We start from the raw sequence: 22310 nt of genomic DNA on the forward strand, positions 1-22310 counted from the left end.
GCTCACCAGTTGAAACGCGCCACCCAGTGGACCGGACCTTGACGCGGAGCTGTGCCTACCGGTTTGCTGTGCGTGATCATCCGGACTGACCACCGGCACGATCGAGCCGCGCCGCCGGCGCCCCACGCGTACCACCGAACCGCCCCGCCCCACCCGTGCCCCCGTGCGCGCACCCGCGTACGCAGTCCACCCGCGCCCGCGTCCTGGAGGGAACCCGCGGATGTCCCCGCCTCCGCCGCCGCCCCTCGGCCGCGCCCGCAAGCGGGACGCCCAGCTCTTCGACCCCGCCCTGTGCGACACCGAGCTCGTCGGCGTCCGCAGCCAGTTCACCCAGGGCCGCTGGGCCAAGGCCCGCGCCCTCCTCGTCGCCACCGGCGACGACTGGGACCGCCGCGGCCACCGCCTCGTCGTCCTCGCGGAGACCCCCGCGGCCACCGCCTGGGCCCGCGAATGGCTGCTCGCCGAACCCGGCAGCGCCGACGCCGCCACCCTCCTCGCCTGCGCCGCCGTCTCCACCGCCCTGCGTGGCAAGGGCAGCCCCGAAGCCGCCGACGCGGCCTGCCGCCACGCCGCCGCGCTGCTCCCCGCCGACCCCACCCCCTGGCTCGGCCTCCTCATGCTCGCCCGCGCCTTCGGCACCGAAGAGGAGTTCAGCCGCCACTTCGACCAGGTCCGGGCCCGCCACCGCGAGCACCACCACGCCCACCACCTCATGGTCGCCAAGCTCGCCGAACGCGCCCCCGCCTCCGGCCACGACCCGCTCCACGAGGTCTACGACTTCGCCGCCTGGGCCGCCGAGGAGTCCCCGGCCGACTCGCCCCTCGCCGTCCTGCCCGTGATCGCCCACGCCGAGCGCTTCCGCGTCCTCGCCGCCGCCCGCGGCAGCGCCACCGCCACCGCCGCCGAAGAGCACTGGACCGGACGCCGCGCCCGCCAGGTACTGCGCTCCGCCTTCGACTGGTGGCTGGAGTGGGAGCGGGAGGACCACCCCCGCAACCGGGTCGACCTCAACTTCCTCGCCCACGCCAAGCTCTGCGAAGGCCGCCCCGCCGAAGCGGCCGCCCTCTTCCACCGCATCGGCAGCCATGCCACCCGCGCCCCCTGGTCCTACCCGGACCGCGATCCGCACAAGGCCTTCCTCGCCGCGCGCAGTGCCGCGCTCGGCACCGCTTGACCAGTCACCCCCGAAAGGACCCTGCCATGCCGACGGGCAGATCCACCACGCTCCCAGCCGACTCCGCGGCCGAGATACGCACGTACAAGGGCCAGGACCGCGCCCTGCGCGCGGACCGGCTCGGCACCGCCGGACTGCTGCTCTCCGTCCTCGCAGCCAGCGCGCCCCTGATGGTCGTCGCAGGTGTCATGCCCACGATCTTCGGGGTCATGGGCATCGTCGGCCAGCCGCTGCTCTTCGTCATCCTCGGCGTCGTCCTCGCCCTGTTCGGCATCGGATACGCGGAGATGAGCCGGCACGTCCACAACGCCGGCGCCTTCTACGCCTACATCGCCCGCGGCCTCGGACCCACCGCCGGCGCCTCCGCCTCCCTCGTCGCCCTCGTCGCCTACAGCGCCATGCAGGTCGGCGTCTACGGCATCCTCGGCTTCGAGATCTCCGGCCTCTTCGCCACCTACCTCGACACCCAGGTCGCCTGGTGGATCCCGGCCCTGATCGCGGTCGCCGCCACCGGCGCGCTCGGCTGGCTCAAGATCGACCTGAACGCCAAGGTGCTCGGCGTCCTGCTCCTCGTCGAGTGCGCCCTCGTCGTCGTCTTCGACGCCGCCGCCCTCGGCAAGCCCGGCCCCGAGGGCCTCTCCCTGGACGCCTTCGACCCGGGCACCCTCGGCGGCGCCGGCCTCGGCACCGCGCTGTGCTTCTGCATCGCCGCCTTCGTCGGCTTCGAGCAGTCCCCGGTCTACGCCGAGGAGACCAGCAAGCCGCACATCGTCGTCTCCCGCGTGATGTTCCTCGCCGTCGGCTTCGTCGCCCTCTTCTTCGCCCTCAGCGCCTGGGCCCTCTCCGTCGCCACCGGCCCCGCCGGCATCGTGAAGGCCTCCGCCGAGGCCGGCCCCGGCCTGCTCTTCGAGCTCACGCAGAGCCGCCTCGGAGCCGCCTTCACCGACGTCCTGCACGTGCTCTTCGTGACCGGCATGTTCGCCGCCATGCTCAGCTTCCACAACGTCGTCGCCCGCTACGCCTTCGCGATGGGCCGCGAGGGCCTGCTCCCGGCCCGCTTCGGCCGCACCAACCCGGGCACCGGCGCCCCCGCCACCGGCTCCCTCCTGCAGACCGTCGTCGCCGCCGTGGTCGTCCTCGTCTTCGCCGTCACCGACTCCGCGCCGACGGGCGACCCCACCGCCCCCGTCCTGCACCTGTTCACCTGGATGGGCAGCGTCGGCGCCCTCGGCGTGACCGCCCTGATGGCCGCCGCCTCCTTCGCCGTCATCGCCTTCTTCGTCCGCCGCGGCACCGCCGGCGCCCAGGTGTGGCGCCTCGCCGCCGCGGGCCTGGCCGGCCTCGCCCTGGTCGGCATCGTCGTCTACACCGTCAAGGACTTCGCCGTCCTGGTCGGAGCCGAGCAGGGCTCCGCGCTGAGCTGGACCCTGCCCGCGATCATCGCCGTCGCCGCCCTGGGCGGACTGGTCCACGGACTGGTCCTGAAGTCCCGCCGTCCCGAGGCCCACGCCCGGATCGGCCTGGGCAACGAGGCCTTCCGCCTCGACCAGGCCGCCGACGCCGGACCGGGCGCCTGACCGCCCGCAGGCCTCGTATTCGCACCCCTGGGGAGCCCCCGGAGACCGTTTCCATGGTCGCCGGGGGCTTCCGCGTCCGGTGGCCGATTTTGGCGGGTGGCGGAGGCACGTGGTCTCCTATGGCGACAAAATCACCGGAACCGCGATACGGGGGAAACCACCCAGCTCCCCCGCGCGCGGACGCCGGACCTGCCTGACCGAACCACGAAGGCGAAGTCCCACATGAGTGATCGCACCTTGGCCGAGGCCCCCGCCGAGCCGTCCCGCCGTCCCGTCGACGCCGGTGACGAGGGCTACAGCAAGGACCTCAAGTCCCGCCACATCAACATGATCGCCATCGGCGGCGCGATAGGCACCGGCCTCTTCCTCGGTGCCGGAGGCCGCCTCGCCGGCGCCGGCCCCTCCCTGGCCATCGCCTACGCGGTGTGCGGCGTCTTCGCCTTCTTCGTGGTCCGGGCCCTCGGCGAGCTCGTCCTCTACCGCCCGTCCTCCGGCGCGTTCGTCTCGTACGCGCGCGAGTTCATGGGGGAGAAGGGCGCCTACACGGCCGGCTGGCTGTACTTCCTCAACTGGTCCACGACCACCGTGGCCGACATCACGGCCGCCGCGACCTACGCCCACTTCTGGTCGATGTTCACCGACGTCCCCCAGTGGCTGCTCGCCTTCATCGCCCTGGCCGTCGTCCTCACCGCGAACCTGATCTCGGTGAAGTACTTCGGCGAGATGGAGTTCTGGTTCTCCCTGGTCAAGGTCGCCGCCCTGGTGGTCTTCCTGATCGTCGGCATCTACCTCGTCGCCACCAGCCACGACATCGGCGGCAACACCCCGGGCCTGGCCAACATCACCGACAACGGCGGCATCTTCCCCTCCGGCGTCCTGCCGATGCTCCTGGTGGTCCAGGGCGTGGTCTTCGCGTACGCCTCCGTCGAGCTCTGCGGCGTCGCCGCCGGCGAGACCGAGAACCCCGAGAAGATCATGCCGAAGGCGATCAACTCGATCATGTGGCGCGTGGGCCTCTTCTACGTCGGCTCCGTGGTCCTGCTGGCCCTGCTCCTCCCGTACACCGCGTACTCGGCCGACCAGAGCCCCTTCGTCACCGTCTTCGACAAGCTCGGCGTCCCCGGCGCCGCCGGCATCATGAACCTGGTCGTCCTGACCGCCGCCCTGTCCAGCCTGAACTCCGGCCTCTACTCCACCGGCCGGATCCTGCGCTCGATGGCCATGTCGGGCTCCGCCCCCAAGTTCACCGGCGTCATGAACAAGGGCAAGGTCCCCTACGGCGGCGTGCTCTTCACCGCCGGCTTCGGCGTCGCGGGCGTCGGCCTGAACTACTGGATGCCGGGCGAGGCCTTCGAGATCGTCCTCAACCTGGCCTCCATCGGCATCCTCGGCACCTGGGCCATGGTCATGCTCTGTTCGCTGTTCTTCTGGCACCGCTCCAAGAACGGCCTGGTCGAGCGCCCGTCCTACCGCCTGCCCTGGGCCCCGTACACCCAGATCGTGACCCTGGTCTTCCTGGTCGCGGTCCTGGTCCTGATGTGGAGCGACGGCGGCGTCGGCCGCACCACGGTCATGTTCCTCCCGGCGATCGCCGCCGCCCTCGTCGGCGGCTGGTTCCTGGTCCGCCGCCGCGTCACCGAGCTCGCGTCCGCCAACGCCGCCGACTGACCCGGTCCGCCCGTACGAGAGGGCCCCCGGGCCGGGATCCGAGATCCCGGCCCGGGGGCCCTCTCCGTGTTCCCGCGCCCGCGGGGAACGAAGAAGGACCCCGCCGAAGCGGGGTCCTTCTGTTGGTGTCCGAGGGGGGACTTGAACCCCCACGCCCGATAAAGGGCACTAGCACCTCAAGCTAGCGCGTCTGCCATTCCGCCACCCGGACAGGGTGTGCGTCTCACGTTCCTCGCGGCCCGTTGCGACATGGAAAACATTACCAAACATTCCGGGGTGGCCGGTCCACGCCCTGATCCACGCCCTGCTCCGCTCCCGGGGACCCCCGGGGAACGAAGAAGGACCCCGCCTGAGCGGGGTCCTTCTGTTGGTGTCCGAGGGGGGACTTGAACCCCCACGCCCGATAAAGGGCACTAGCACCTCAAGCTAGCGCGTCTGCCATTCCGCCACCCGGACAAGGTGTGCGTCCGGCGTCCCTCGCGGGCCGCCTCGACGTGGAAAACATTACCAAACGCCGGAGGCCCCCGATCACACCCCCCGGACGGGCTCGGAACGCCCTTGGGCACAGCGCCCGGGGGCGCGAGGATGGTGGGGGTAGCCGGTACTGATCAGTGGGAGGAACAGCGTGAGCGCATCGGGCGCGGGCAAGGCCGTCTCCGGCGAGGACGAGGTCGTCGACCTCTGCCGGGACCTCATCCGGATCGACACCAGCAACTACGGGGACCACTCGGGCCCCGGTGAGCGCAAGGCGGCCGAGTGGGTCGCCGAGAAGCTGGCCGAGGTCGGGCTGGAGCCGCAGATCTTCGAGTCGCACAAGGGGCGCGCGTCGACCGTCGCCCGCATCGAGGGCGAGGACCCCTCACGGCCGGCCCTGCTGATCCACGGGCACACCGACGTCGTCCCCGCCAACGCGGCCGACTGGACCTACGACCCCTTCTCGGGCGAGATCGCCGACGGCTGCGTCTGGGGCCGGGGCGCGGTCGACATGAAGGACATGGACGCGATGACGCTGGCCGTCGTACGCGACCGCATGCGCAGCGGGCGCAAGCCCCCGCGGGACATCGTGCTGGCCTTCCTCGCGGACGAGGAGGCGGGCGGCACGTACGGCGCCCGGCACCTCGTGGACAAGCACCCCGGGCTCTTCGAGGGCGTCACCGAGGCCATCGGCGAGGTCGGCGGCTTCTCCTTCACGGTCAACGAGAACCTGCGGCTGTACCTCGTGGAGACCGCCCAGAAGGGCATGCACTGGATGCGCCTCACGGTCGAGGGCACCGCGGGGCACGGCTCCATGACCAACAACGACAACGCGATCACCGAGCTGTGCGAGGCCGTCGGCCGCCTCGGCCGCCACCAGTGGCCGGTGCGCGTCACGAAGACCGTCAGGCACTTCCTCGACGAGCTCTCGGACGCCCTCGGAACCCCGCTCGACCCCGACGACATGGACGCCACGCTCGCCAAGCTCGGCGGGATCGCCAAGATGGTCGGCGCGACCCTGCGCAACTCGGCCGCCCCGACGATGCTCGGCGCCGGCTACAAGGTCAACGTCATCCCCGGACAGGCCACTGCCCACGTCGACGGCCGCTTCCTGCCGGGCTACGAGGACGAGTTCTTCGCCGACCTCGACCGGATCCTCGGCCCGCGCGTGAAGCGCGAGGACGTCCACGCCGACAAGGCGCTGGAGACGGACTTCGACGGGCGGCTCGTGGACGCCATGCAGGGCGCCCTGCGGGCCGAGGACCCGATCGCGCGGGCGGTCCCGTACATGCTCTCCGGCGGGACGGACGCGAAGTCCTTCGACGACCTCGGCATCCGCTGCTTCGGCTTCGCGCCGCTCCAGCTGCCGCCGGAGCTGGACTTCGCCGGCATGTTCCACGGCGTCGACGAGCGGGTGCCGGTCGACGGGCTGAAGTTCGGCGTCCGGGTCCTGGACCGGTTCATCGACAACGCCTGAGGCGGGCTCGTCGCCCCATAACGCCGGAGAATCGGGAAGGTGTGCGGATTCCACTGAGAAGAGTGAATGCGCTCATACGCTCGTAGCCCTGGTGATCCCTCCTCGTTACAGGTGGTGCGGTCCGCGGCTGGGACCGCACTTGCCTACTAGGAGGAACAATGCTCAAGAAGGTTGTCGCCGCTGCGGCTGCCACCGGTGGTCTGGTTCTCGCGGGTGCGGGCATGGCCGCCGCCGACGCGGGCGCCCAGGGCGCGGCCATCGGCTCCCCCGGTGTCCTGTCCGGCAACGTCGTCCAGGTTCCGGTTCACGTCCCGGTCAACGTCTGCGGCAACACCGTGAACGTCATCGGCCTGCTGAACCCGGCCTTCGGCAACACCTGCGTCAACGCCTGACGCTTCTGAAGTTCTGGCCCCGGAGCGCAATCCAGCGCTCCGGGGCCACCGGGCTTTTACGGCCCGGAAGCTCACTTCTTCGGCGTGACGGGCGGGGGAGCCCGTACGGCCCGCGCGCCGGACGGAACGTACACACCAGGGGACGAGTACAGATGCGACGACCGGTTCAGGTCACGAGGAAGACGCTGATCACGATGGCGGCCGCGGGAGGTGTCCTCGCGTTCGCCGGCGGTCAGGCCCAGGCGGACTCGGGCGCGTCGGGGCACGCCGCGAACTCTCCGGGCCTCCTGTCCGGGAACAACGTGCAGGCACCGGTGGACGCGCCGGTGAACGTGTGCGGCAACACGGTGACGGTGGTGGGGGGCCTGAACCCGGCCTTCGGCAACCGCTGCGCCAACGAGTCGGCCAAGCCGCGGCACCCGGGACACCCCGGGCACCCCGGCAACCCGGGCCACCCCGGCAACCCGGGCGGCGGGCACGACGATCCGTGCGACGACGACGATCACCCGGGCCACCCCGGAAACCCGGGCAATCCGGGAACCCCGGGCCACCCCGGAACCCCGGGTCACCCCGGTACTCCGGGTCACCCCGGTACTCCGGGCCACCCCGGAACCCCGGGCAATCCGGGTACCCCGGGCGGGCACACGCCGGGCAACCCGGGCGGGCACACGCCGGGCAACCCGGGCGGGCACACGCCGGGCAACCCGGGCGGCCAGACCCCCGGCAACCCTGGCAGCCACACTCCGGGAAGCCCCGGCGGGCAGACTCCGGGCCACCCCGGCGCGCAGACCCCCGGCAACCCCGGCGGCCAGCCGACCGGCGCGCAGACGCCCGGCCCGAGGGCCGGGGCCGGCCTCGCCGCCACGGGCGCGGGTGACGCCCTGACGGCCGGCGTACCGCTGGCCGGCGGGCTGCTGCTGGCCGGCGCCGTGCTCTACCGGCGCGCCCGCAACTCCGCCTGACGGGCCCTCACGACGCGGGCCCCCTTCCCGGGGCCCGCGTCACCAGGTCGCGCGCAGCTGGCGGATGATCCGGCGGCGCAACCGGGCCCGGCGGCTGCCGTCCCGGTACAGGGTCAGGCGGTCCAGCTCCCAATTTCCGTATTCCGCATGATCGGTCAGCAGGCGGGTCGCCTCCTTGCGGGGCGTACCTCGGGGCACGTACACGTCGACGAATTCGTATTCCGGCATCGCATCTATTGTGCGGGCACCGGCCCGCTACGGATAGCGTCTGCACTATGTCTGATGCCGCTCTGCCCACTGTTGCCGAGGTACGCGCCGCCGCCGAGGCGGTCAAGGCCGCACTCGACCGTCACCTCGCCGCGGTCGAGAGCAGGATCGGGGACGAGGACCCGGCCGTCTACGCCGCCTTCAACGAACTCGCCGCCGCGGCCGAGGAGTACGACGAACTCCTCTACGACCGCTACGACGAGGTGACCCCCTTCGAGATCCCCACACCCGAGACCGGTGCCCCGTACACCGGCCCCGCCGAGCCCGCCGCGTTCAGCGTGCTCATCCGCCGTGACTACGCCGTCGTCGAACCGGCGCGGCTGATCGCCCAGGCCGAACGGGTCGCCGCGCACGACCGGGACGCCGAACTCCTCGACGACGGCGGGACCGCCGGAGCGCTCGGCGTGCTCTTCGGGGAGTACGAGCCCGACGAGATCGCCTCCCGCTACAAGGAGTTCGGCCTGGAGGAGGGCGATTCCACCCTCTGGATCGCCGCCCTGGAGGAGGTCGCGGAACCGGGGGACTGGCTCAACTCGCCGTTCGGGCAGGCCGATCCCCAGGACGTGCTGCACCGCTTCGAAGTGAGCTCCGTCTTCGACGAGGAGGCCGACTTCGACGACGACGCCGACGACGAGGAGAGCCCCGCCGAGTCCGGTCTCGCCCCGGCCTGACCCCCTCCTCCGACGCCGCCCACCCCGCGCCCCGCCCGCCGACACCGGCCGGCGGGGCGCGGTCTTCGTCCCCGAACCGCTACGGCTGCTCCTCCTGCGCGGCCGCCAGGGCCCGCAGGAGACCCGTCAGCCGGGTCGTACGCGGCTTCGGCAGCCCCTGCGCCACCGCGCGCGGCAGCGCCTCCTCCACCCCGTGGACCACGGACAGGTGCCGCTCGGCCCGCCCGAACGCCGTGTACACCCAGTCCCGGGACAGGGCCTGCGCCGCGTCCCCCGGCAGTACGGCGACCACCGCCGGCCAGCGCCGGCCGACCGCCTGGTGCGCCGTCACCGCCCAGCCGTGCCGGACCTGGGCCTCCACCCGGTCCTGCGGTACGACGACCCGCGCGCCCCCCGCGTCCAGGTGCAGCCCCTGCGCGTCGGCCGACACCACCCGGGCCGGCAGCGCCCGCCCGGGCGACGGCACGTGGACCACCCGGTCGCCCGGGTCGAAGCCGGCGAACCGGCCCGGGCCGGGGTTCAGCCGCTCCTTGAGGGCCGCGTTCAGCGCCCGGGTCCCCGCCGGGCCGCCGTGGCCCGGGACGATGACCTGCACCTCCTCGGCCGGGATCCCGAAGGCGCGCGGCACCGACTCGGCCACCAGCTGCACGGTGCGGTGCACGGCCTCGCCGGCGTCCCGCACGGGGACGATGACGACCTCCTTGCCGGGGGCGTCGACCCGGTTCAGCTCCCCGACGCCGATCCCCGAGACCAGCTCGCCGATCGGGCCGGGGTCCGGGGTGCGGGACACCACCTGCGGGAAGGCGCGGGCGGCCAGCACGTCGGCGAACACCCGGCCGGGCCCGGCCGATCCGAGCACCCCGGGGTCGCCGGAGAGCACCAGGCGGGCCCCGTCGGGCACGGACTCCACCAGCGCGGCGGCCTGCTCCACGTCCAGCTGCGGGGCGTCCAGGACGATCAGCAGGTCCAGGTCGAAGCGGCCGTCGGAGTCCCGCCCGGGGCCCTCCGTGCCGGCGAGCAGGCCGGCCACGGTGACGGCGTCCGGCGCGGGGGCGTGCGCGGCGAGGACGGCGCGCAGGCCGAGCCGCCGGGCGGCCGCCAGCAGGGCCGCCGGTTCGGCGCGGGCGGCCTCGCCGCCGGTGTGGGTGACCAGGCCGTGGCCCGCGACGGCCCGCACCAGCTCGGCCGCGGGGCCGTCGGCCGCCGCCGACCAGTCCGCCGGCCCGGCGAAGGTGCCCGCGAGACGGGCCAGGCCGTCCGCGAGGGCCTCCTCGGCCAGGGCGTGCGCCTCCAGGCCCACGAGGAGCCGTACGGGCGGCTCCTCGTCCTCGGCGGCGGGCGGGCCCAGCGGCTCGTGGAACACCAGGACCGCGCCGTCGCCGATGGCCGCCTCCAGGGTCTCGGCGGGGGCCGGCACCCCGTACTGGGCGAGGGCCTTCTCCAGGACCGGGGCCTCCAGGGCGGTGTGCCCCTTGGCGGCGGCCTGGTCCAGCAGCCAGCCCAGCAGGGCGGCGCCGCGGCGCTCGTCGGCGGGACCGGCGGCGGGGCCGAGCAGGGCCTGCGCGAAGCCGTCCGCCTGCGTCGGGCGCACCCCGGAGACGGCGAGCAGCCGCCAGGGGTCCTCGGTGAGCTGCTCGGCCGCGCCCTCGCCGAGGACGGCGGCGGTCTGGCCGGCCAGCGCCTCGGGGGCCCCGCCGCGGGCGAGGACGGCGCGGACGGCACCGATGTCCGCGACGGCGGGGGCGGGTGTGGGGGGCGCCGCGGCCGGGCGGGGCTGCGGGGGAGCGGGGGCCGCCTTGCGGGGGGCGGCGGGGGCCTCGTCGAAGTAGAGGGGGGCGGGCGGCTTGGCGCCGCTCTCCACGGCCCGTACGGCGGCCAGCAGGTCGGCGGCCCTGCCGCTGAGCTTGGCGCCGGCGTCGACGGGGCCCTCGCGCTCCGCCTTCCGCCGGGCGATCCGCTCCCGCTCGACCTTCTGCGCGGCCAACTCGGCCTGCGCCTCGCTCACCTGCGCCGCCGCCTCCGCCCCGGCGCCGTCCTGCCCGTGCTCGGCCCCTGCGGTTCCCGTCCCGGCGCCGTCCCGCCCGTGCTCGGCCCCGGTCGGCTCCCCGGCGCCGTCCTGTTCCGCGTCGGGGTCAGCGTCGGGCCCTGCGGGGCTTTCCCCCACCCCGCCCCTTCCCGAAACCAGGGGCTCCGCCCCTGGACCCCCACCGGCCTGCGGCCCGTCGGCGTCCGGTTCCCTGGACTGGGTCCCGTCGGCGTCCGGCTCGCTGGACTGGGTCCCGTCGGCGTCCTGTTCGCCGGCCTGGGGCTCGTGGGCATCCGGTTCGCCGGCCTGCGGCCTGTGGGCGTCCGCTTCATCGGTCTGCGGCTCGTCGGCGTCCGGGCCGTGGCCCGGGCCCGCGGGATCGGTCACGCCGTCGCCAGAGTCGGTCTCCGCCGCGCCGAACCCCAGCTCGTCAGCCGCGTCCGCCGGCCCGGCGGTGTCCGCCGCGCCGGCCGGAGCCGGGTCGGTGCCGCCGTCACGCCCCTCGGCGTCCGCCGGGTCGGTGCCGCCGTCACGCCCCTCGGCGTCCGCCGGGTCGGTACCGCCGTCACGGACCTCGGCGTCCGCGGGGTCGGTACCGCCGTCACGGACCTCGGCGTCCGCCGGGCCGGCAGCGGCCCCGGTGGGGGAGGGCTCCCCGGTCCCGGCCCCGGCGGCGCGCTCAGGGGCCTCCGGCCCGGCGGCGGCTTCGTACGGGTCCTCCGCGGCAGCGGGGTTGGCGGGGTCGGGGGCCGTGCTCACAGCGTGCTCCAGTCCTGATCCGGGTAGCGGTGCACGGGCGCCGACACGTCGTCCAGCGCCCGGCGGATCTCCTCCGGAAGGGTAAGGGCCTCCACCGACAGTGCCGCCCCGAGCTGCGCGGCCGTCCGGGCGCCGACGATCGGGGCGGCCACCCCCGGCCGGTCACGGATCCAGGCCAGCGCCACCTGGAGCGGGGTGACCGCCAGCCCCTGCGCGGCCGTGACCACGGCGTCCACGATCAGGCCCGCCGCCTCGTCCAGGTACGGCTCCACCAGCGCGGCCAGCGCCGGCGACGCGCCCCGGGAGTCGGCCGGCGTCCCGTCGCGGTACTTGGCCGTCAGCACCCCGCGGCCCAGCGGGGAGGAGGGCAGCAGACCCACCCCCAGGTCCAGCGCCGCCGGGAGCACCTCGCGTTCCACGCCCCGCTGGAGCAGCGAGTACTCCATCTGGGTGGAGGCCAGCCGGGTCCGCGTCCCGGGCGCGCCGAGCTGCCACGTCGCGGCCTTCGCCAGCTGCCAGCCGCTGAAGTTCGACACGCCCGCGTACCGGGCCCGCCCGCTGGACACGGCCAGGTCCAGGGCCTGGAGGGTCTCCTCCAGCGGGGTGTGCGGGTCGAAGGCGTGGACCTGCCACAGGTCCACGTAGTCGGTGCCGAGGCGGTCCAGGGAGTCGTCCAGGGCGGCCAGGAGGTGTCCGCGCGAGCCGTTGAAGCGGCGGTCGGGGTCCGGGACGCTGCCCGACTTCGTCGCGATGACGACGTCCCGGCGCGGCAGCACGGAGCCCACCAGCTGCCCGAGCAGGTACTCGGCCTCTCCGGCGCCGTACACGTCGGCCGTGTCGACGAGCGTGCCGCCCGCCTCCCAGAACGTCTTCAACTGCTCGGCGGCGGTTTCCTCGCCGGTGTCACGGCCCCAGGTCAGGGTGCCGAGGCCGATCCGGGAGACGCGCAGTCCGGTGCGGCCGAGATGCCTCTGCTCCATGAGCGCTGAGACTACTGGGGCACTGACGCGGGGCCGTTTGGCGCGCTACAGTCCCCCGCAGACCCACGTTACTGATCGGTAAACCGGTACATCCGTTAGGGGACGACACATGCGGCTCGGCATCAATCTCGGCTACTGGGGTGCGGGCATGGACGCCGACAACCTGGCCGTCGCCCAGGAGGCCGACCGGCTCGGCTACGACGTCTGCTGGGCGGCCGAGGCCTACGGCTCCGACGCCGCGACCGTGCTCGCCTGGGTGGCCGCCCAGACGGAGCGGATCGACGTCGGCTCGGCCATCTTCCAGATCCCGGCCCGCCAGCCCGCGATGACGGCCATGACCGCCGCCACCCTGGACTCCCTCACCAAGGGCCGCTTCCGGCTCGGCCTCGGCGTCTCCGGCCCGCAGGTCTCCGAGGGCTGGTACGGCGTGAAGTTCGACAAGCCGCTCGCCCGCACCCGCGAGTACGTGGAGATCGTCCGCAAGGCCATGTCCCGCGAACGGCTGAGCTTCGACGGCGAGCACTGGACCCTCCCGCTGCCCGGCGGCCCCGGCAAGCCGCTCAAGCTGACCGTGCACCCCGAACGTCCCCACATCCCGCTCTACATCGCCGCCATCGGCCCCAAGAACCTGGAGCAGACCGGCGAGATCGCGGACGGCGCCCTGCTGATCTTCCCGGCCGCCGAGCACCTGGAGGAGACCGCCCTGCGGCACATCCGCGCGGGCCGCGAGAAGGCCGGGCTGACGATGGACGGCTTCGACGTCTGCCCGACCGTCCCGCTGGCCCTCGGCGACGACGTGAACGCCCTCGCGGACGTGTTCCGCCCCTACACCGCGCTCTACGTCGGCGGCATGGGCAGCCCGAAGCAGAACTTCTACAACCAGCTCGCCCAGCGCATGGGCTACGAGAAGGAGGCCGCCGAGATCCAGGCCAAGTACCTGGGCGGCGACAAGGCCGGGGCGGCCGCCGCGGTCCCGCACTCGCTGATCGACTCGACCACCCTGCTCGGCTCCGTGGAGCGCATCGCGGACGGGATGCGGGCCTACGCCGACGCCGGGGTCACCACCCTCACGCTGGCCCCGGCAGGCTTCACCCTCGACGAGCGCCTCGCCGCCCTGCGCGCCGGCACCGAGGCCCTGGAGCTCGCCGGCCTCGCCTGACCCGCGGGGGCCGCCCGGGGATCGTCGGGCGGAGTCCGGCGCAGCCGCCCGAAGCCCGCGAAGCGGTGCGAGGGCGGCGTCGAAAAGAGGCCAGCGGCCGTGGTGGGGGCTCGGGGGGTCTTCCCCGCCACGGCCGACACAGCGAACAACGCCCGGCCCGCCCCCGGGGTTACGCCCCGCCGGGCGCCCGCCGGTTTCGTTCATTCGGCCGAGTGCGGCCACGCATCGGTTGCCCGCCCGGTCGATCCGCATTTGACTCGTTGCATGCTCTCAGCCCGCAGCCTGTTCCACGAGATCGTCGACCACGACGACTCCTTCCAGCTGTTCTGCTCCATCGCCGCCAGCGGGGAGTCCCAGGGCGGCTGGGAGAACGCCCGCATCGCCGCCCTCGTCCCCGACGGCATGCGCGAACTGGCCCCCAAGATCACCCGGCACGGCGCCGACGAGGACAAGCACGGCCGGATCTTCCGGGCCCTGCTGCGCAAGCGCGGCCTGCCCGCCGTCCCCGTCCCGCCCGAGACCGACTACACCATGCTGCTGGAACGCCGCGGCATCGGCCTCGCGCACGACAAGCTGCGCCGCGACGAGCCCCTCAGCGAGGAGGACATCGTCGTCTACCTCGCCCACAGCCGGGTCACCGAACAGCGCGCCTCCGAGCAGATGGTGATGCTGCTGCGCCACTTCGGCGACCACCCCGAGGTCGGCAAGGCCGTCCGCGTCATCAGCAACGACGAGGACAACCACCTCGCGTACTGCCACGAGGAACTGCTCCGCCTCGCCCGCCAGGGGCACGGCCGGACCATCCAGCGTGTGCTGCGCGAGAGCGCCCTCGCCGAGATCGGCGTCTACCGGGACGTCAGCCTCGCCGTCATGGACCACATGGGCCGGCTCCTGCGCTGGCCCGCGCCCAAGGCCGCCGCCCTCGCCGCGGGCATCCGCGCGGTGTACGCGTACGAGCGGTTCAGCGGCTGGCACCGCATGGTCGGCCTGCGCCCGCCGGAGCGGCGCGACCCGCTGGGCGGCGGCGTACCGAGGACCACCCACGAGTTCGCCTGAACCCCGCCGCGGAACGCGGGAGGGCTCACAGCCAGCCGCGCCGCTTGAACATCCTGTGCAGGGCCAGGCACAGCCCCGCCATGAGCACCACCACCGCCGGATAGCCCCAGGGCTGGCGCAGCTCCGGCATGTGGTCGAAGTTCATCCCGTAGATCCCCGCCACCATCGTCGGCACGGCCGCCATCGCCGCCCAGGCGGAGATCTTGCGCATGTCGTCGTTCTGCCGGACGCCCATCTGCGCCAGGTGCGCGGACAGGGCGTCCGACAGCAGCCGGTCCAGGCCCTCGATGTACTCGTTCGCCTTCGTCAGGTGGTCGGCCACGTCCCGGAAGAACGGCCGGGCGTGGTCGTGCACGAAGGGCACGTTCCCGAAGGCGAGCCGGTCCATCGGCTGGAGCAGCGGGCTCGTCGCCCGGCGGAACTCCAGCACCTGCCGCTTGAAGCCGTAGATCCGGGCCGCGGTGCCCTTGGACGAGTCCGGGGCGTTCGGCGCGAACACCTCGGCCTCCAGCTCCTCCAGGTCCGCCTGGAGCTCGGCCGCCACCTCGATGTAGTGGTCCACCACCGCGTCGGACACCGCGTACAGCACCGCCGTCGGGCCGTGCCGCAGCACGTCCGGCTCCTGCTCCAGCCGGTGGCGCACGGCCGCCAGCGCGGCCCCCTCGCCGTGCCGCACCGTGACCACGAAGGAGTCACCGATGAACACCATCAGCTCGCCCGTGGTCACCGTGTCCTCGTCGTCGTCGTACAGCACCGGCTTGAGGACCACGAACAGCGAGTCGTCGTACACCTCCAGCTTCGGCCGCTGGTGCGCCGTCAGCGCGTCCTCCACCGCCAGCTTGTGCAGCCCGAACTCACGGCTCACCCGTTCGAACTCCGCGGGCGTCGGCTCGTGCATCCCCACCCACAGGAAGGCGTCACCGTGCGCCCGGGCCTCCTCCAGCGCGGCGGAGAAGTCCTCCGGAGCCCGCGAGCGGCGGCCGTCCCGGTACATCGCGCAGTCGACAATCACGCCGGGCATTCTTCCCCGACCCGCGCCCGCCCGCACGCCGACGTCACCGCATACCCTGCATGCATGGCCACGCTGATCCTCGTACGACACGGGCGGTCCACCGCCAACACCGCAGGTCTGCTCGCCGGATGGACCCCGGGAGTGGCCCTCGACGAACACGGCGCCGGGCAGGCCGCCGCCCTGCCCGCAAGGCTCGACGGGATCCCCCTCGCCGCCGCCGTCTCCAGCCCGCTCCAGCGCTGCCGGGAAACCCTGGCCCCGCTGCTCGCGGCCCGCCCCGACCTGCCCCTGCACACCGACGAGCGGATCGGCGAGTGCCACTACGGCGACTGGTCGGGCCGCAAGCTCTCCGAACTCGCCGACGAACCCCTGATGAAGATCGTCCAGCAGCACCCCTCGGCCGCGGCCTTCCCCGGCGGCGAGTCCATGCGCGCCATGCAGGCCCGCGCCGTGGACGCCGTACGCGAATGGAACGCGCGGATCGAGGAGGAGCACGGCCCCGGCGCCGCCTTCCTCATGTGCTCCCACGGCGACATCATCAAGTCCCTCGTCGCCGACGCCCTCGGCATGCACCTCGACCTCTTCCAGCGGATCCACGTCGACCCCTGCTCGGTCACCGCGATCCGCTACACCCCCACCCGTCCCTTCCTGCTGCGCCTCGGCGACACCGGCGACCTGGCCCCGCTGATCCCGCGCCCGGCCGCCTCCGCCGACTCCGAGACCGAGGGCGGCGGCAACGCCGTCGTGGGGGGCGGCGCGGGCGCGGCCTGATCGAACGGAGCAGTAGGGTGGCAGGGCCAACAGCACACGAGCAGCCCTGCCCCTGCCTCAGACTTGGAGACTGGACGTGCCCCGTCAGGTGTTCCTTTACGACCCCCCGGACCGCTTCGTGGCCGGCACGGTCGGTCTGCCTGGACGCCGGACCTTCTTCCTCCAGGCCTCCTCGGGCGCCCGCGTCACCAGCGTGTCCCTGGAGAAGACCCAGGTCGCGGCGCTGGCCGAGCGGATGGACGAACTGCTCGACGAGGTCGTGCGGCGCACCGGCGGCAACGCGCCCGTCCCGGCCGTGGCCCCCGCCGAGGCCGCCGACACCGCACCGCTGGACGTCCCCGTCGAGGAGGAGTTCCGCGTCGGCACCATGGCCCTCGCCTGGGACGGTGAGGAACAGCGGATGATCGTCGAGGCGCAGGCGCTCGTCGAACTGGAGGCTGAATCCGAGGAGGACCTCGCCGAGGCGGAGGAACGCCTGCTCCAGGACGAGGAGAACGGCCCGCCGATGCTGCGGGTCCGCCTCTCCGGCGCCCAGGCCCGGGCCTTCGCCAAGCGGGCCCTCGACGTGGTCAACGCGGGCCGGCCGCCGTGCCCGCTGTGCAGCCTGCCCCTCGACCCCGAGGGGCACGTCTGCCCCCGCCAGAACGGGTACCGGCGCCAGGCGTGAGCGAGGTGACCCCGATAGAGGAGCTGCTCACCCGCGGTGAGCTCACCGTCCGCGGCCGCATCACCGAGGCCTCCAACGCGGTCCTGCTGTGCACCGTCGCCCACGAGGGGCGCAGCGCCGAGTGCGTCTACAAGCCCGTCAAGGGCGAGCGGCCGCTGTGGGACTTCCCCGACGGGAACCTCGCCCGGCGCGAGCGCGCCGCCTACCTGGTCTCCGAGGCCACCGGGTGGGGGCTGGTGCCCACCACCGTGCTGCGCGACGGCCCGTACGGAGAGGGCATGGTCCAGCACTGGATCGAGGCCGGAGAACAGCCGGAATCCGCACTGCTGGCCCTGGTCGAGGGCGAGGAGGCGGGGGAGGGCTGGAAGCCGGTCGCCCTCGCCGAGGTCGGGGAGGGCCGCACCGCTCTCCTCGTGCACGCCGACGACCCCAGGCTGCGCCGCCTCGCCGTACTGGACGCCGTGATCAACAACGGCGACCGCAAGGGCGGCCACCTGCTGCCCGCGCCGGACGGCCGGCTCTACGGGATCGACCACGGCGTGAGCTTCCACACGGAGGACAAGCTCCGCACCCTGCTCTGGGGCTGGGCGGGGGAGCCGCTCACGGAGGAGGCCCGCGAGGTCCTGGGGTCGCTGGAGGAACAGCTGGCCGACGGGGCGCCGCTCGCCACCCGGCTGGGCGAACTGATCACCCCCGTCGAGCTGGCCGCCGTACGGGCCCGCGTGGCGCAGTTGCTGCGGGACGGGAGGCATCCGCAGCCGTCCGGTCAGTGGCCCTCGATCCCCTGGCCGCCCGTCTGAGCAGGGATGTCCGCGGATGATCGCGGACGCACAGAACCGGCCAGACCGCAAGAGCGCCGATCAAGCCAACAGTGCTGGTCCCATTCGTTTCCGGAACACTCGTCCGGTTAGGCTCGAGCCATGCATGCCTGGCCCGCTTCTGAGGTCCCCGCCCTGCCCGGCAAGGGCCGCGACCTCCAGATCCACGACACCGCGACCCAGGGGACGATCACCCTCGACCCCGGTCCCGTCGCACGCCTCTACGTCTGCGGTATCACCCCGTACGACGCGACCCACATCGGTCACGCGGCGACCTACAACGCGTTCGACCTCGTGCAGCGCGTGTGGCTCGACAACAAGCGGCAGGTCCACTACGTCCAGAACGTCACGGACGTGGACGATCCGCTGCTGGAGCGGGCGCTGCGCGACGGGCACGACTGGACCGAGCTCGCCGAACGCGAGACGGCCCTCTTCCGCGAGGACATGACCGCCCTGCGCATGCTGCCGCCGCGGCACTACATCGGCGCCGTCGAGGCCATACCGGGCATCGTGCCGCTGGTGGAGCGGCTCCGGGACGCGGGCGCCGCGTACGAGCTCGAAGGCGACGTCTACTTCTCGGTGGAGGCCGACCCGAACTTCGGCGGTGTCTCCCACCTCGACGCCGCGGCGATGCGGGCCCTGTCCGCCGAGCGCGGCGGCGACCCCGACCGCCCGGGCAAGAAGAACCCGCTCGACCCGATGCTGTGGATGGCCGCCCGCGAGGGCGAGCCGAGCTGGGACGGCGGCTCCCTGGGCCGCGGGCGGCCGGGCTGGCACATCGAGTGCGTGGCCATCGCCCTGGAGCACCTGGGCATGGGCTTCGACATCCAGGGCGGCGGGTCCGACCTGGCGTTCCCGCACCACGAGATGGGCGCCTCGCACGCGCAGGCCCTGACGGGCGAGTTCCCGATGGCCAAGGCGTACGTCCACGCGGGCATGGTCGCGCTGCACGGCGAGAAGATGTCGAAGTCCAAGGGCAACCTCGTCTTCGTCTCCGCCCTGCGGCGGGCCGGGGTGGACCCCGCGGCCATCCGCCTGGCCCTGCTCGCGCACCACTACCGCGCGGACTGGGAGTGGACCGACGACGTCCTCGCGCAGGCGCAGGCCCGTCTGGCGCGCTGGCGCGCGGCCGTGTCCCGGCCGGACGGCCTGCCGGCCGAGGCACTGGTGGAGGAGGTCCGCGCGGCCCTGGCCGACGACCTGAACGCGCCGGCGGCGCTGGCGGCCGTGGACGCGTGGGTGGACGCCCAGAACGCCTCCGACGGCGACGACGAGTCGGCCCCGGGCCTGGTCTCGCGCACGGTCGACGCCCTGCTGGGCGTGGCCCTGTAGCACCGGCTGCCATGCCCCCGGCTCCGCCCGAGCTCGGGGGCATCGCCGTACCCGGAGCCTGGTCGTGTGCGGGTGGGTGGGCCGCTGCGCGGGGCTGGGTCCCCTACCCGCCCTTCCACCGTTCCCAGGGGTGCTGCCCCTGACCCGGTACGGGCGCTGCGCGCCCGTCGCCTCAATCGCCGGCGGGGCTGATTTCAGCCCCGCCGGCGCTTGGGGCGCGGGTCCGGGCGGAGCCCGGGGAACGGGCGAAGGGCGGGTAGGGGACCGCTCCGCGCAGCGGCGCCCACAGCCCGCCCCGCGGGGTTACGGCTCGGGGGTGTCCCCCGGTTCCTCCGGGTCCGGCGGCGTGACCGGGGGCTGCGGGTCCTCCCCGGAGGGGTCACGGCGGCGGGCCGGCCGCGTCAGGCCGCTGGAGGTGTCCCGCAGGTACGAGCCGTCACCCGGCTGCTCCGCGGCAGCGGAAGGGTCCCGCCGCCGCAGGTACCGCTCGAACTCCCGCGCGATGGCGTCCCCCGACGCCTCCGGCAGATCGGCCGTGTCCCGCGCCTCCTCCAGCGTCTGGACGTACTCCGCCACCTCGCTGTCCTCGGCGGCCAGTTGGTCCACGCCCAGCTGCCACGCCCGCGCGTCCTCCGGGAGCTCCCCGAGCGGGATCCGGATGTCGATCAGGTCCTCCAGCCGGTTCAGCAGCGCCAGCGTCGCCTTCGGGTTCGGCGGCTGGGACACGTAGTGCGGCACCGCCGCCCACAGCGACACCGCCGGGACCCCCGCATGCGTACAGGCCTCCTGGAGGACGCCCACGATCCCCGTGGGGCCCTCGTACTTCGTCTCCTCCAGGTCCATCGTCCGCGCCAGGTCCGCGTCCGAGGTCACCCCGCTCACCGGCACCGGCCGCGTGTGCGGGGTGTCGCCCAGCAGCGCGCCCAGGATGACGACCATCTCGACGCCCAGCTCGTGCGCGAACCCGAGCAGCTCGTTGCAGAACGACCGCCACCGCATGGACGGCTCGATGCCCCGTACGAGCACCAGGTCGCGCGGCTTCGTGCCGCCGATGCGGACCACCGAGAGCCGCGTCGTGGGCCAGGTGATCTTCCTGACCCCGTTGTCCAGCCACACCGTCGGCCGGTTGACCTGGAAGTCGTAGTAGTCCTCGGCGTCCAGCGCCGCGAAGACCTCGCCCTTCCACTCCCGGTCCAGGTGCGCCACCGCACCGGAGGCGGCGTCTCCCGCGTCGTTCCAGCCCTCGAACGCGGCCACCATGACCGGGTCGATCAGCTCGGGCACGCCCTCAAGCTCGATCACCCAGGTCTCCTTCCGAAGTTCCTTGCGTACGTGGGCCAGCCTAAGCCTTCGGGGTACGTCGGCCACAGCCCACGACAGAGGGGCGGTTCCCCTCGGAACCGCCCCTCTTCCCCACCCGCGTACGAGCTATGCCTTGCGGCCCAGCATCTCCTCTACGCGGGCCCGTACGGCCTCGTCGTCCAGGCCGCGGACGGTCACCGTCGTACGGCGGCGCAGCACGTCGTCGACCGTCTCGGCCCACTCGTTGTCACGGGCGTAGGCGACCTGCGCCCAGATCTCCGGACCGTCCGGGTGGATGCGCTCGGCCAGCGCCGGGTCCTCGTTCGCCAGGCGGGCGATGTCGAAGGCGAGCGAGCCGTAGTGCGAGGCCAGGTGGCGGGCGGTCAGCGGGTCCATGCGGGCGCCGGGCTCGCGGTCCACGAGCAGGCGGTGCGCCACCGCGTTCGGGTTGGCGACACCGGGCAGCGGGACGCGGCGCACGAGGGACTTCACCGGCTCCATGTCGTCGGTCAGCGGGCTGCCCGGGAGCTTGGCGAGCTTGTCCATGACCACGCGGCCGATGTGCCGGTACGTGGTCCACTTGCCGCCGGCCACGGACAGCATGCCGCCCGCGCCCTCGGAGACGACCGTCTCGCGCTTGGCCTTCTCGACGCCGCCGGGGCCGCCGGGGAGCACGCGCAGGCCGGCGAAGGCGTACGTCATCAGCGAGCGGTCGAGGTCGGCGTCCTTGATGGAGAACGCGGCCTCGTCCAGGATCTGCTCGATGTCCTTCTCGGTGGCGCGCACGTCCGCCGGGTCGCCCTCGTACACCTCGTCGGTGGTGCCGAGGAGCAGCTGGTCCTCCCACGGGAGGGCGAAGGTGATGCGGTACTTGTCGATCGGGGTGGCCATGGCGGCCTTCCACGGCGACTTGCGCTTCATGACGATGTGCGCCCCCTTGGAGAGGCGGATCGACGGCATCGCGTGCTTGTCTTCCATGCGCCGCAGGTGGTCCACCCACGGGCCGGTGGCGTTGAGCACGACGCGCGCGTCGACCCCGAACTCGGTGCCGTCCAGGCGGTCCTTGAGCTCGGCGCCGCTGACCCGGCCGCGCGTCATGCGCAGGCCGGTGACCTCGGCGTGGTTGAGGACGACCGCGCCGGACTCGACGGCCGCGCGGACCGTCATCACGGCGACGCGGGAGTCGTTCATCTGGTGGTCGTAGTAGACCGCGACGGCCTTGAGGTTGTCCGTCTTGAGGCCGGGGTTGTCGGCGACGGCACGGGCCGGCGATATGACCTTGCCCATGCCGTCGCCGAAGGCCGAGAGGGCGGAGTAGGCGAAGACGCCCGCGCCCAGCTTGGCCGCACCCACCGGACCGCCCTTGTAGACCGGCAGGTAGAAGGTGAGCGGGTTGACCAGGTGCGGGGCCACGTCCTTGGCCAGCACCCGCCGCTCGTGGTGGTTCTCCGCCACCAGCTTGACCGCGCCGGTCTGCAGGTAGCGCAGACCGCCGTGGACCAGCTTCGAGGAGGCCGAGGAGGTGGCGCCGGCGAAGTCGCCGGCGTCCACCATCGCAACCCGCAGACCCGACTGGGCGGCGTGCCAGGCCACCGAGGTGCCCAGGATCCCACCGCCGATGACCAGCAGGTCGTACGTGGCCTTCGAGAGCTGCTCACGGGTCTCCGCGCGGCTCGCGTTGGCACCGGAAGTCGGGTGCGTGCCCAGGGCGGGAACGCTCTGCAGGGTGCTCATATTTCTTTCAGCTCCTCGTCGATCGGCTCAGC

At 73.4% G+C, this 22310-nt stretch carries 19 protein-coding genes and 2 tRNA genes; 13 read left to right on the forward strand and 8 right to left on the reverse strand.

Annotation, left to right across the window (positions count from 1 at the left end; translation table 11 throughout):
• Positions 1–220 precede the first annotated feature (220 nt).
• From ABD973_RS25795 to ABD973_RS25805, 3 genes are all read left to right on the forward strand, one after another.
• Positions 221–1174: a hypothetical protein gene (locus tag ABD973_RS25795; protein ID WP_125820618.1), complete on the forward strand. Its 954-nt coding sequence runs from the start codon at positions 221–223 to the stop codon at positions 1172–1174.
• Positions 1175–1200: 26 nt separating this feature from the next.
• A complete protein-coding gene (locus ABD973_RS25800) occupies positions 1201–2751 on the forward strand; it encodes an APC family permease (RefSeq protein WP_345502352.1) in 1551 nt (516 codons plus the stop codon).
• A 222-nt stretch (positions 2752–2973) separates the two neighbouring features.
• On the forward strand, positions 2974–4419 hold the full coding sequence (locus ABD973_RS25805; protein ID WP_125601687.1) for an amino acid permease: 1446 nt from the start codon (positions 2974–2976) through the stop codon (positions 4417–4419).
• A gap of 123 nt (positions 4420–4542) precedes the next feature.
• Here ABD973_RS25805 and ABD973_RS25810 read toward each other — a convergent pair.
• Both ABD973_RS25810 and ABD973_RS25815 read right to left on the reverse strand, forming a co-directional pair.
• Positions 4543–4630, reverse strand: a tRNA-Leu gene (locus ABD973_RS25810).
• A gap of 157 nt (positions 4631–4787) precedes the next feature.
• Positions 4788–4875, reverse strand: a tRNA-Leu gene (locus ABD973_RS25815).
• 169 nt (positions 4876–5044) lie between these two features.
• Between ABD973_RS25815 and ABD973_RS25820 the strand changes: the two genes are divergently transcribed.
• The 3 genes from ABD973_RS25820 to ABD973_RS25830 all read left to right on the forward strand — a co-directional run bounded on the left by ABD973_RS25820 (position 5045) and on the right by ABD973_RS25830 (position 7724).
• The gene (locus ABD973_RS25820; RefSeq protein ID WP_007263210.1) at positions 5045–6370 is read left to right on the forward strand and encodes a M20/M25/M40 family metallo-hydrolase; all 1326 of its coding nucleotides are present in this window, start codon (positions 5045–5047) and stop codon (positions 6368–6370) included.
• A 158-nt stretch (positions 6371–6528) separates the two neighbouring features.
• The gene (gene chpH / locus ABD973_RS25825) at positions 6529–6762 is read left to right on the forward strand and encodes a chaplin ChpH (protein WP_125601690.1); all 234 of its coding nucleotides are present in this window, start codon (positions 6529–6531) and stop codon (positions 6760–6762) included.
• 152 nt (positions 6763–6914) lie between these two features.
• Positions 6915–7724 carry a chaplin gene (locus tag ABD973_RS25830; protein ID WP_345502357.1) on the forward strand — a complete coding sequence of 270 codons (810 nt, stop codon included), beginning with the start codon at positions 6915–6917 and terminating at the stop codon, positions 7722–7724.
• A gap of 39 nt (positions 7725–7763) precedes the next feature.
• On the opposite strand, the gene ABD973_RS25835 is transcribed toward ABD973_RS25830, so the two are convergent.
• On the reverse strand, positions 7764–7952 hold the full coding sequence (locus tag ABD973_RS25835) for a DUF5703 family protein (protein WP_007263208.1): 189 nt from the start codon (positions 7950–7952) through the stop codon (positions 7764–7766).
• 47 nt (positions 7953–7999) lie between these two features.
• Between ABD973_RS25835 and ABD973_RS25840 the strand changes: the two genes are divergently transcribed.
• Positions 8000–8662, forward strand: a complete 663-nt coding sequence (locus tag ABD973_RS25840) for a hypothetical protein (RefSeq protein WP_125820615.1) — start codon at positions 8000–8002, stop codon at positions 8660–8662.
• 79 nt (positions 8663–8741) lie between these two features.
• Here the strand turns inward: ABD973_RS25840 and ABD973_RS25845 are convergent, their stop codons facing one another.
• Both ABD973_RS25845 and ABD973_RS25850 read right to left on the reverse strand, forming a co-directional pair.
• The gene (locus ABD973_RS25845) at positions 8742–10847 is read right to left on the reverse strand and encodes a helix-hairpin-helix domain-containing protein (protein ID WP_345504745.1); all 2106 of its coding nucleotides are present in this window, start codon (positions 10845–10847) and stop codon (positions 8742–8744) included.
• A gap of 596 nt (positions 10848–11443) precedes the next feature.
• A complete protein-coding gene (locus tag ABD973_RS25850; RefSeq protein WP_125598804.1) occupies positions 11444–12427 on the reverse strand; it encodes an aldo/keto reductase in 984 nt (327 codons plus the stop codon).
• Positions 12428–12536: 109 nt separating this feature from the next.
• On the opposite strand from ABD973_RS25850, the gene ABD973_RS25855 reads away from it, so the two are divergent.
• Both ABD973_RS25855 and ABD973_RS25860 read left to right on the forward strand, forming a co-directional pair.
• Positions 12537–13586, forward strand: a complete 1050-nt coding sequence (locus ABD973_RS25855; RefSeq protein WP_125598808.1) for an LLM class F420-dependent oxidoreductase — start codon at positions 12537–12539, stop codon at positions 13584–13586.
• A 264-nt stretch (positions 13587–13850) separates the two neighbouring features.
• Positions 13851–14642: a ferritin-like domain-containing protein gene (locus tag ABD973_RS25860; protein ID WP_125820614.1), complete on the forward strand. Its 792-nt coding sequence runs from the start codon at positions 13851–13853 to the stop codon at positions 14640–14642.
• 25 nt (positions 14643–14667) lie between these two features.
• Here ABD973_RS25860 and corA read toward each other — a convergent pair whose 3' ends face one another.
• Positions 14668–15663, reverse strand: a complete 996-nt coding sequence (gene corA, locus ABD973_RS25865; RefSeq protein WP_125598814.1) for a magnesium/cobalt transporter CorA — start codon at positions 15661–15663, stop codon at positions 14668–14670.
• 54 nt (positions 15664–15717) lie between these two features.
• Here corA and ABD973_RS25870 point away from each other — a divergent pair, with 54 nt between their 5' ends.
• The 4 genes from ABD973_RS25870 (at position 15718) to mshC (ending at position 19242) form a co-directional block, all read left to right on the forward strand.
• Entirely contained in the window at positions 15718–16425 is a 708-nt protein-coding gene (locus ABD973_RS25870) for a histidine phosphatase family protein (protein WP_125598817.1), read from the forward strand.
• Between the two features lie 76 nt (positions 16426–16501).
• Positions 16502–17092, forward strand: a complete 591-nt coding sequence (locus ABD973_RS25875; RefSeq protein ID WP_125598820.1) for a DUF3090 domain-containing protein — start codon at positions 16502–16504, stop codon at positions 17090–17092.
• The gene (locus tag ABD973_RS25880; protein WP_206436629.1) at positions 17056–17892 is read left to right on the forward strand and encodes an SCO1664 family protein; all 837 of its coding nucleotides are present in this window, start codon (positions 17056–17058) and stop codon (positions 17890–17892) included. The genes ABD973_RS25875 and ABD973_RS25880 overlap by 37 nt, the downstream gene beginning before the upstream one ends.
• Before the next feature lie 120 nt (positions 17893–18012).
• Positions 18013–19242 carry a cysteine--1-D-myo-inosityl 2-amino-2-deoxy-alpha-D-glucopyranoside ligase gene (gene mshC / locus ABD973_RS25885; protein ID WP_125598826.1) on the forward strand — a complete coding sequence of 410 codons (1230 nt, stop codon included), beginning with the start codon at positions 18013–18015 and terminating at the stop codon, positions 19240–19242.
• A 303-nt stretch (positions 19243–19545) separates the two neighbouring features.
• Here the strand turns inward: mshC and ABD973_RS25890 are convergent, their stop codons facing one another.
• Together ABD973_RS25890 and ABD973_RS25895 are read right to left on the reverse strand one after the other, a co-directional pair.
• Complete coding sequence (locus tag ABD973_RS25890) at positions 19546–20544, reverse strand: PAC2 family protein (RefSeq protein WP_125820613.1); 999 nt, start codon at positions 20542–20544, stop codon at positions 19546–19548.
• Between the two features lie 126 nt (positions 20545–20670).
• Complete coding sequence (locus ABD973_RS25895; protein ID WP_125598832.1) at positions 20671–22278, reverse strand: glycerol-3-phosphate dehydrogenase/oxidase; 1608 nt, start codon at positions 22276–22278, stop codon at positions 20671–20673.
• Positions 22279–22310 lie beyond the last annotated feature (32 nt).

The sequence above is a fragment of the Streptomyces racemochromogenes genome (assembly GCF_039535215.1).
Taxonomy (GTDB): domain Bacteria; phylum Actinomycetota; class Actinomycetes; order Streptomycetales; family Streptomycetaceae; genus Streptomyces; species Streptomyces racemochromogenes.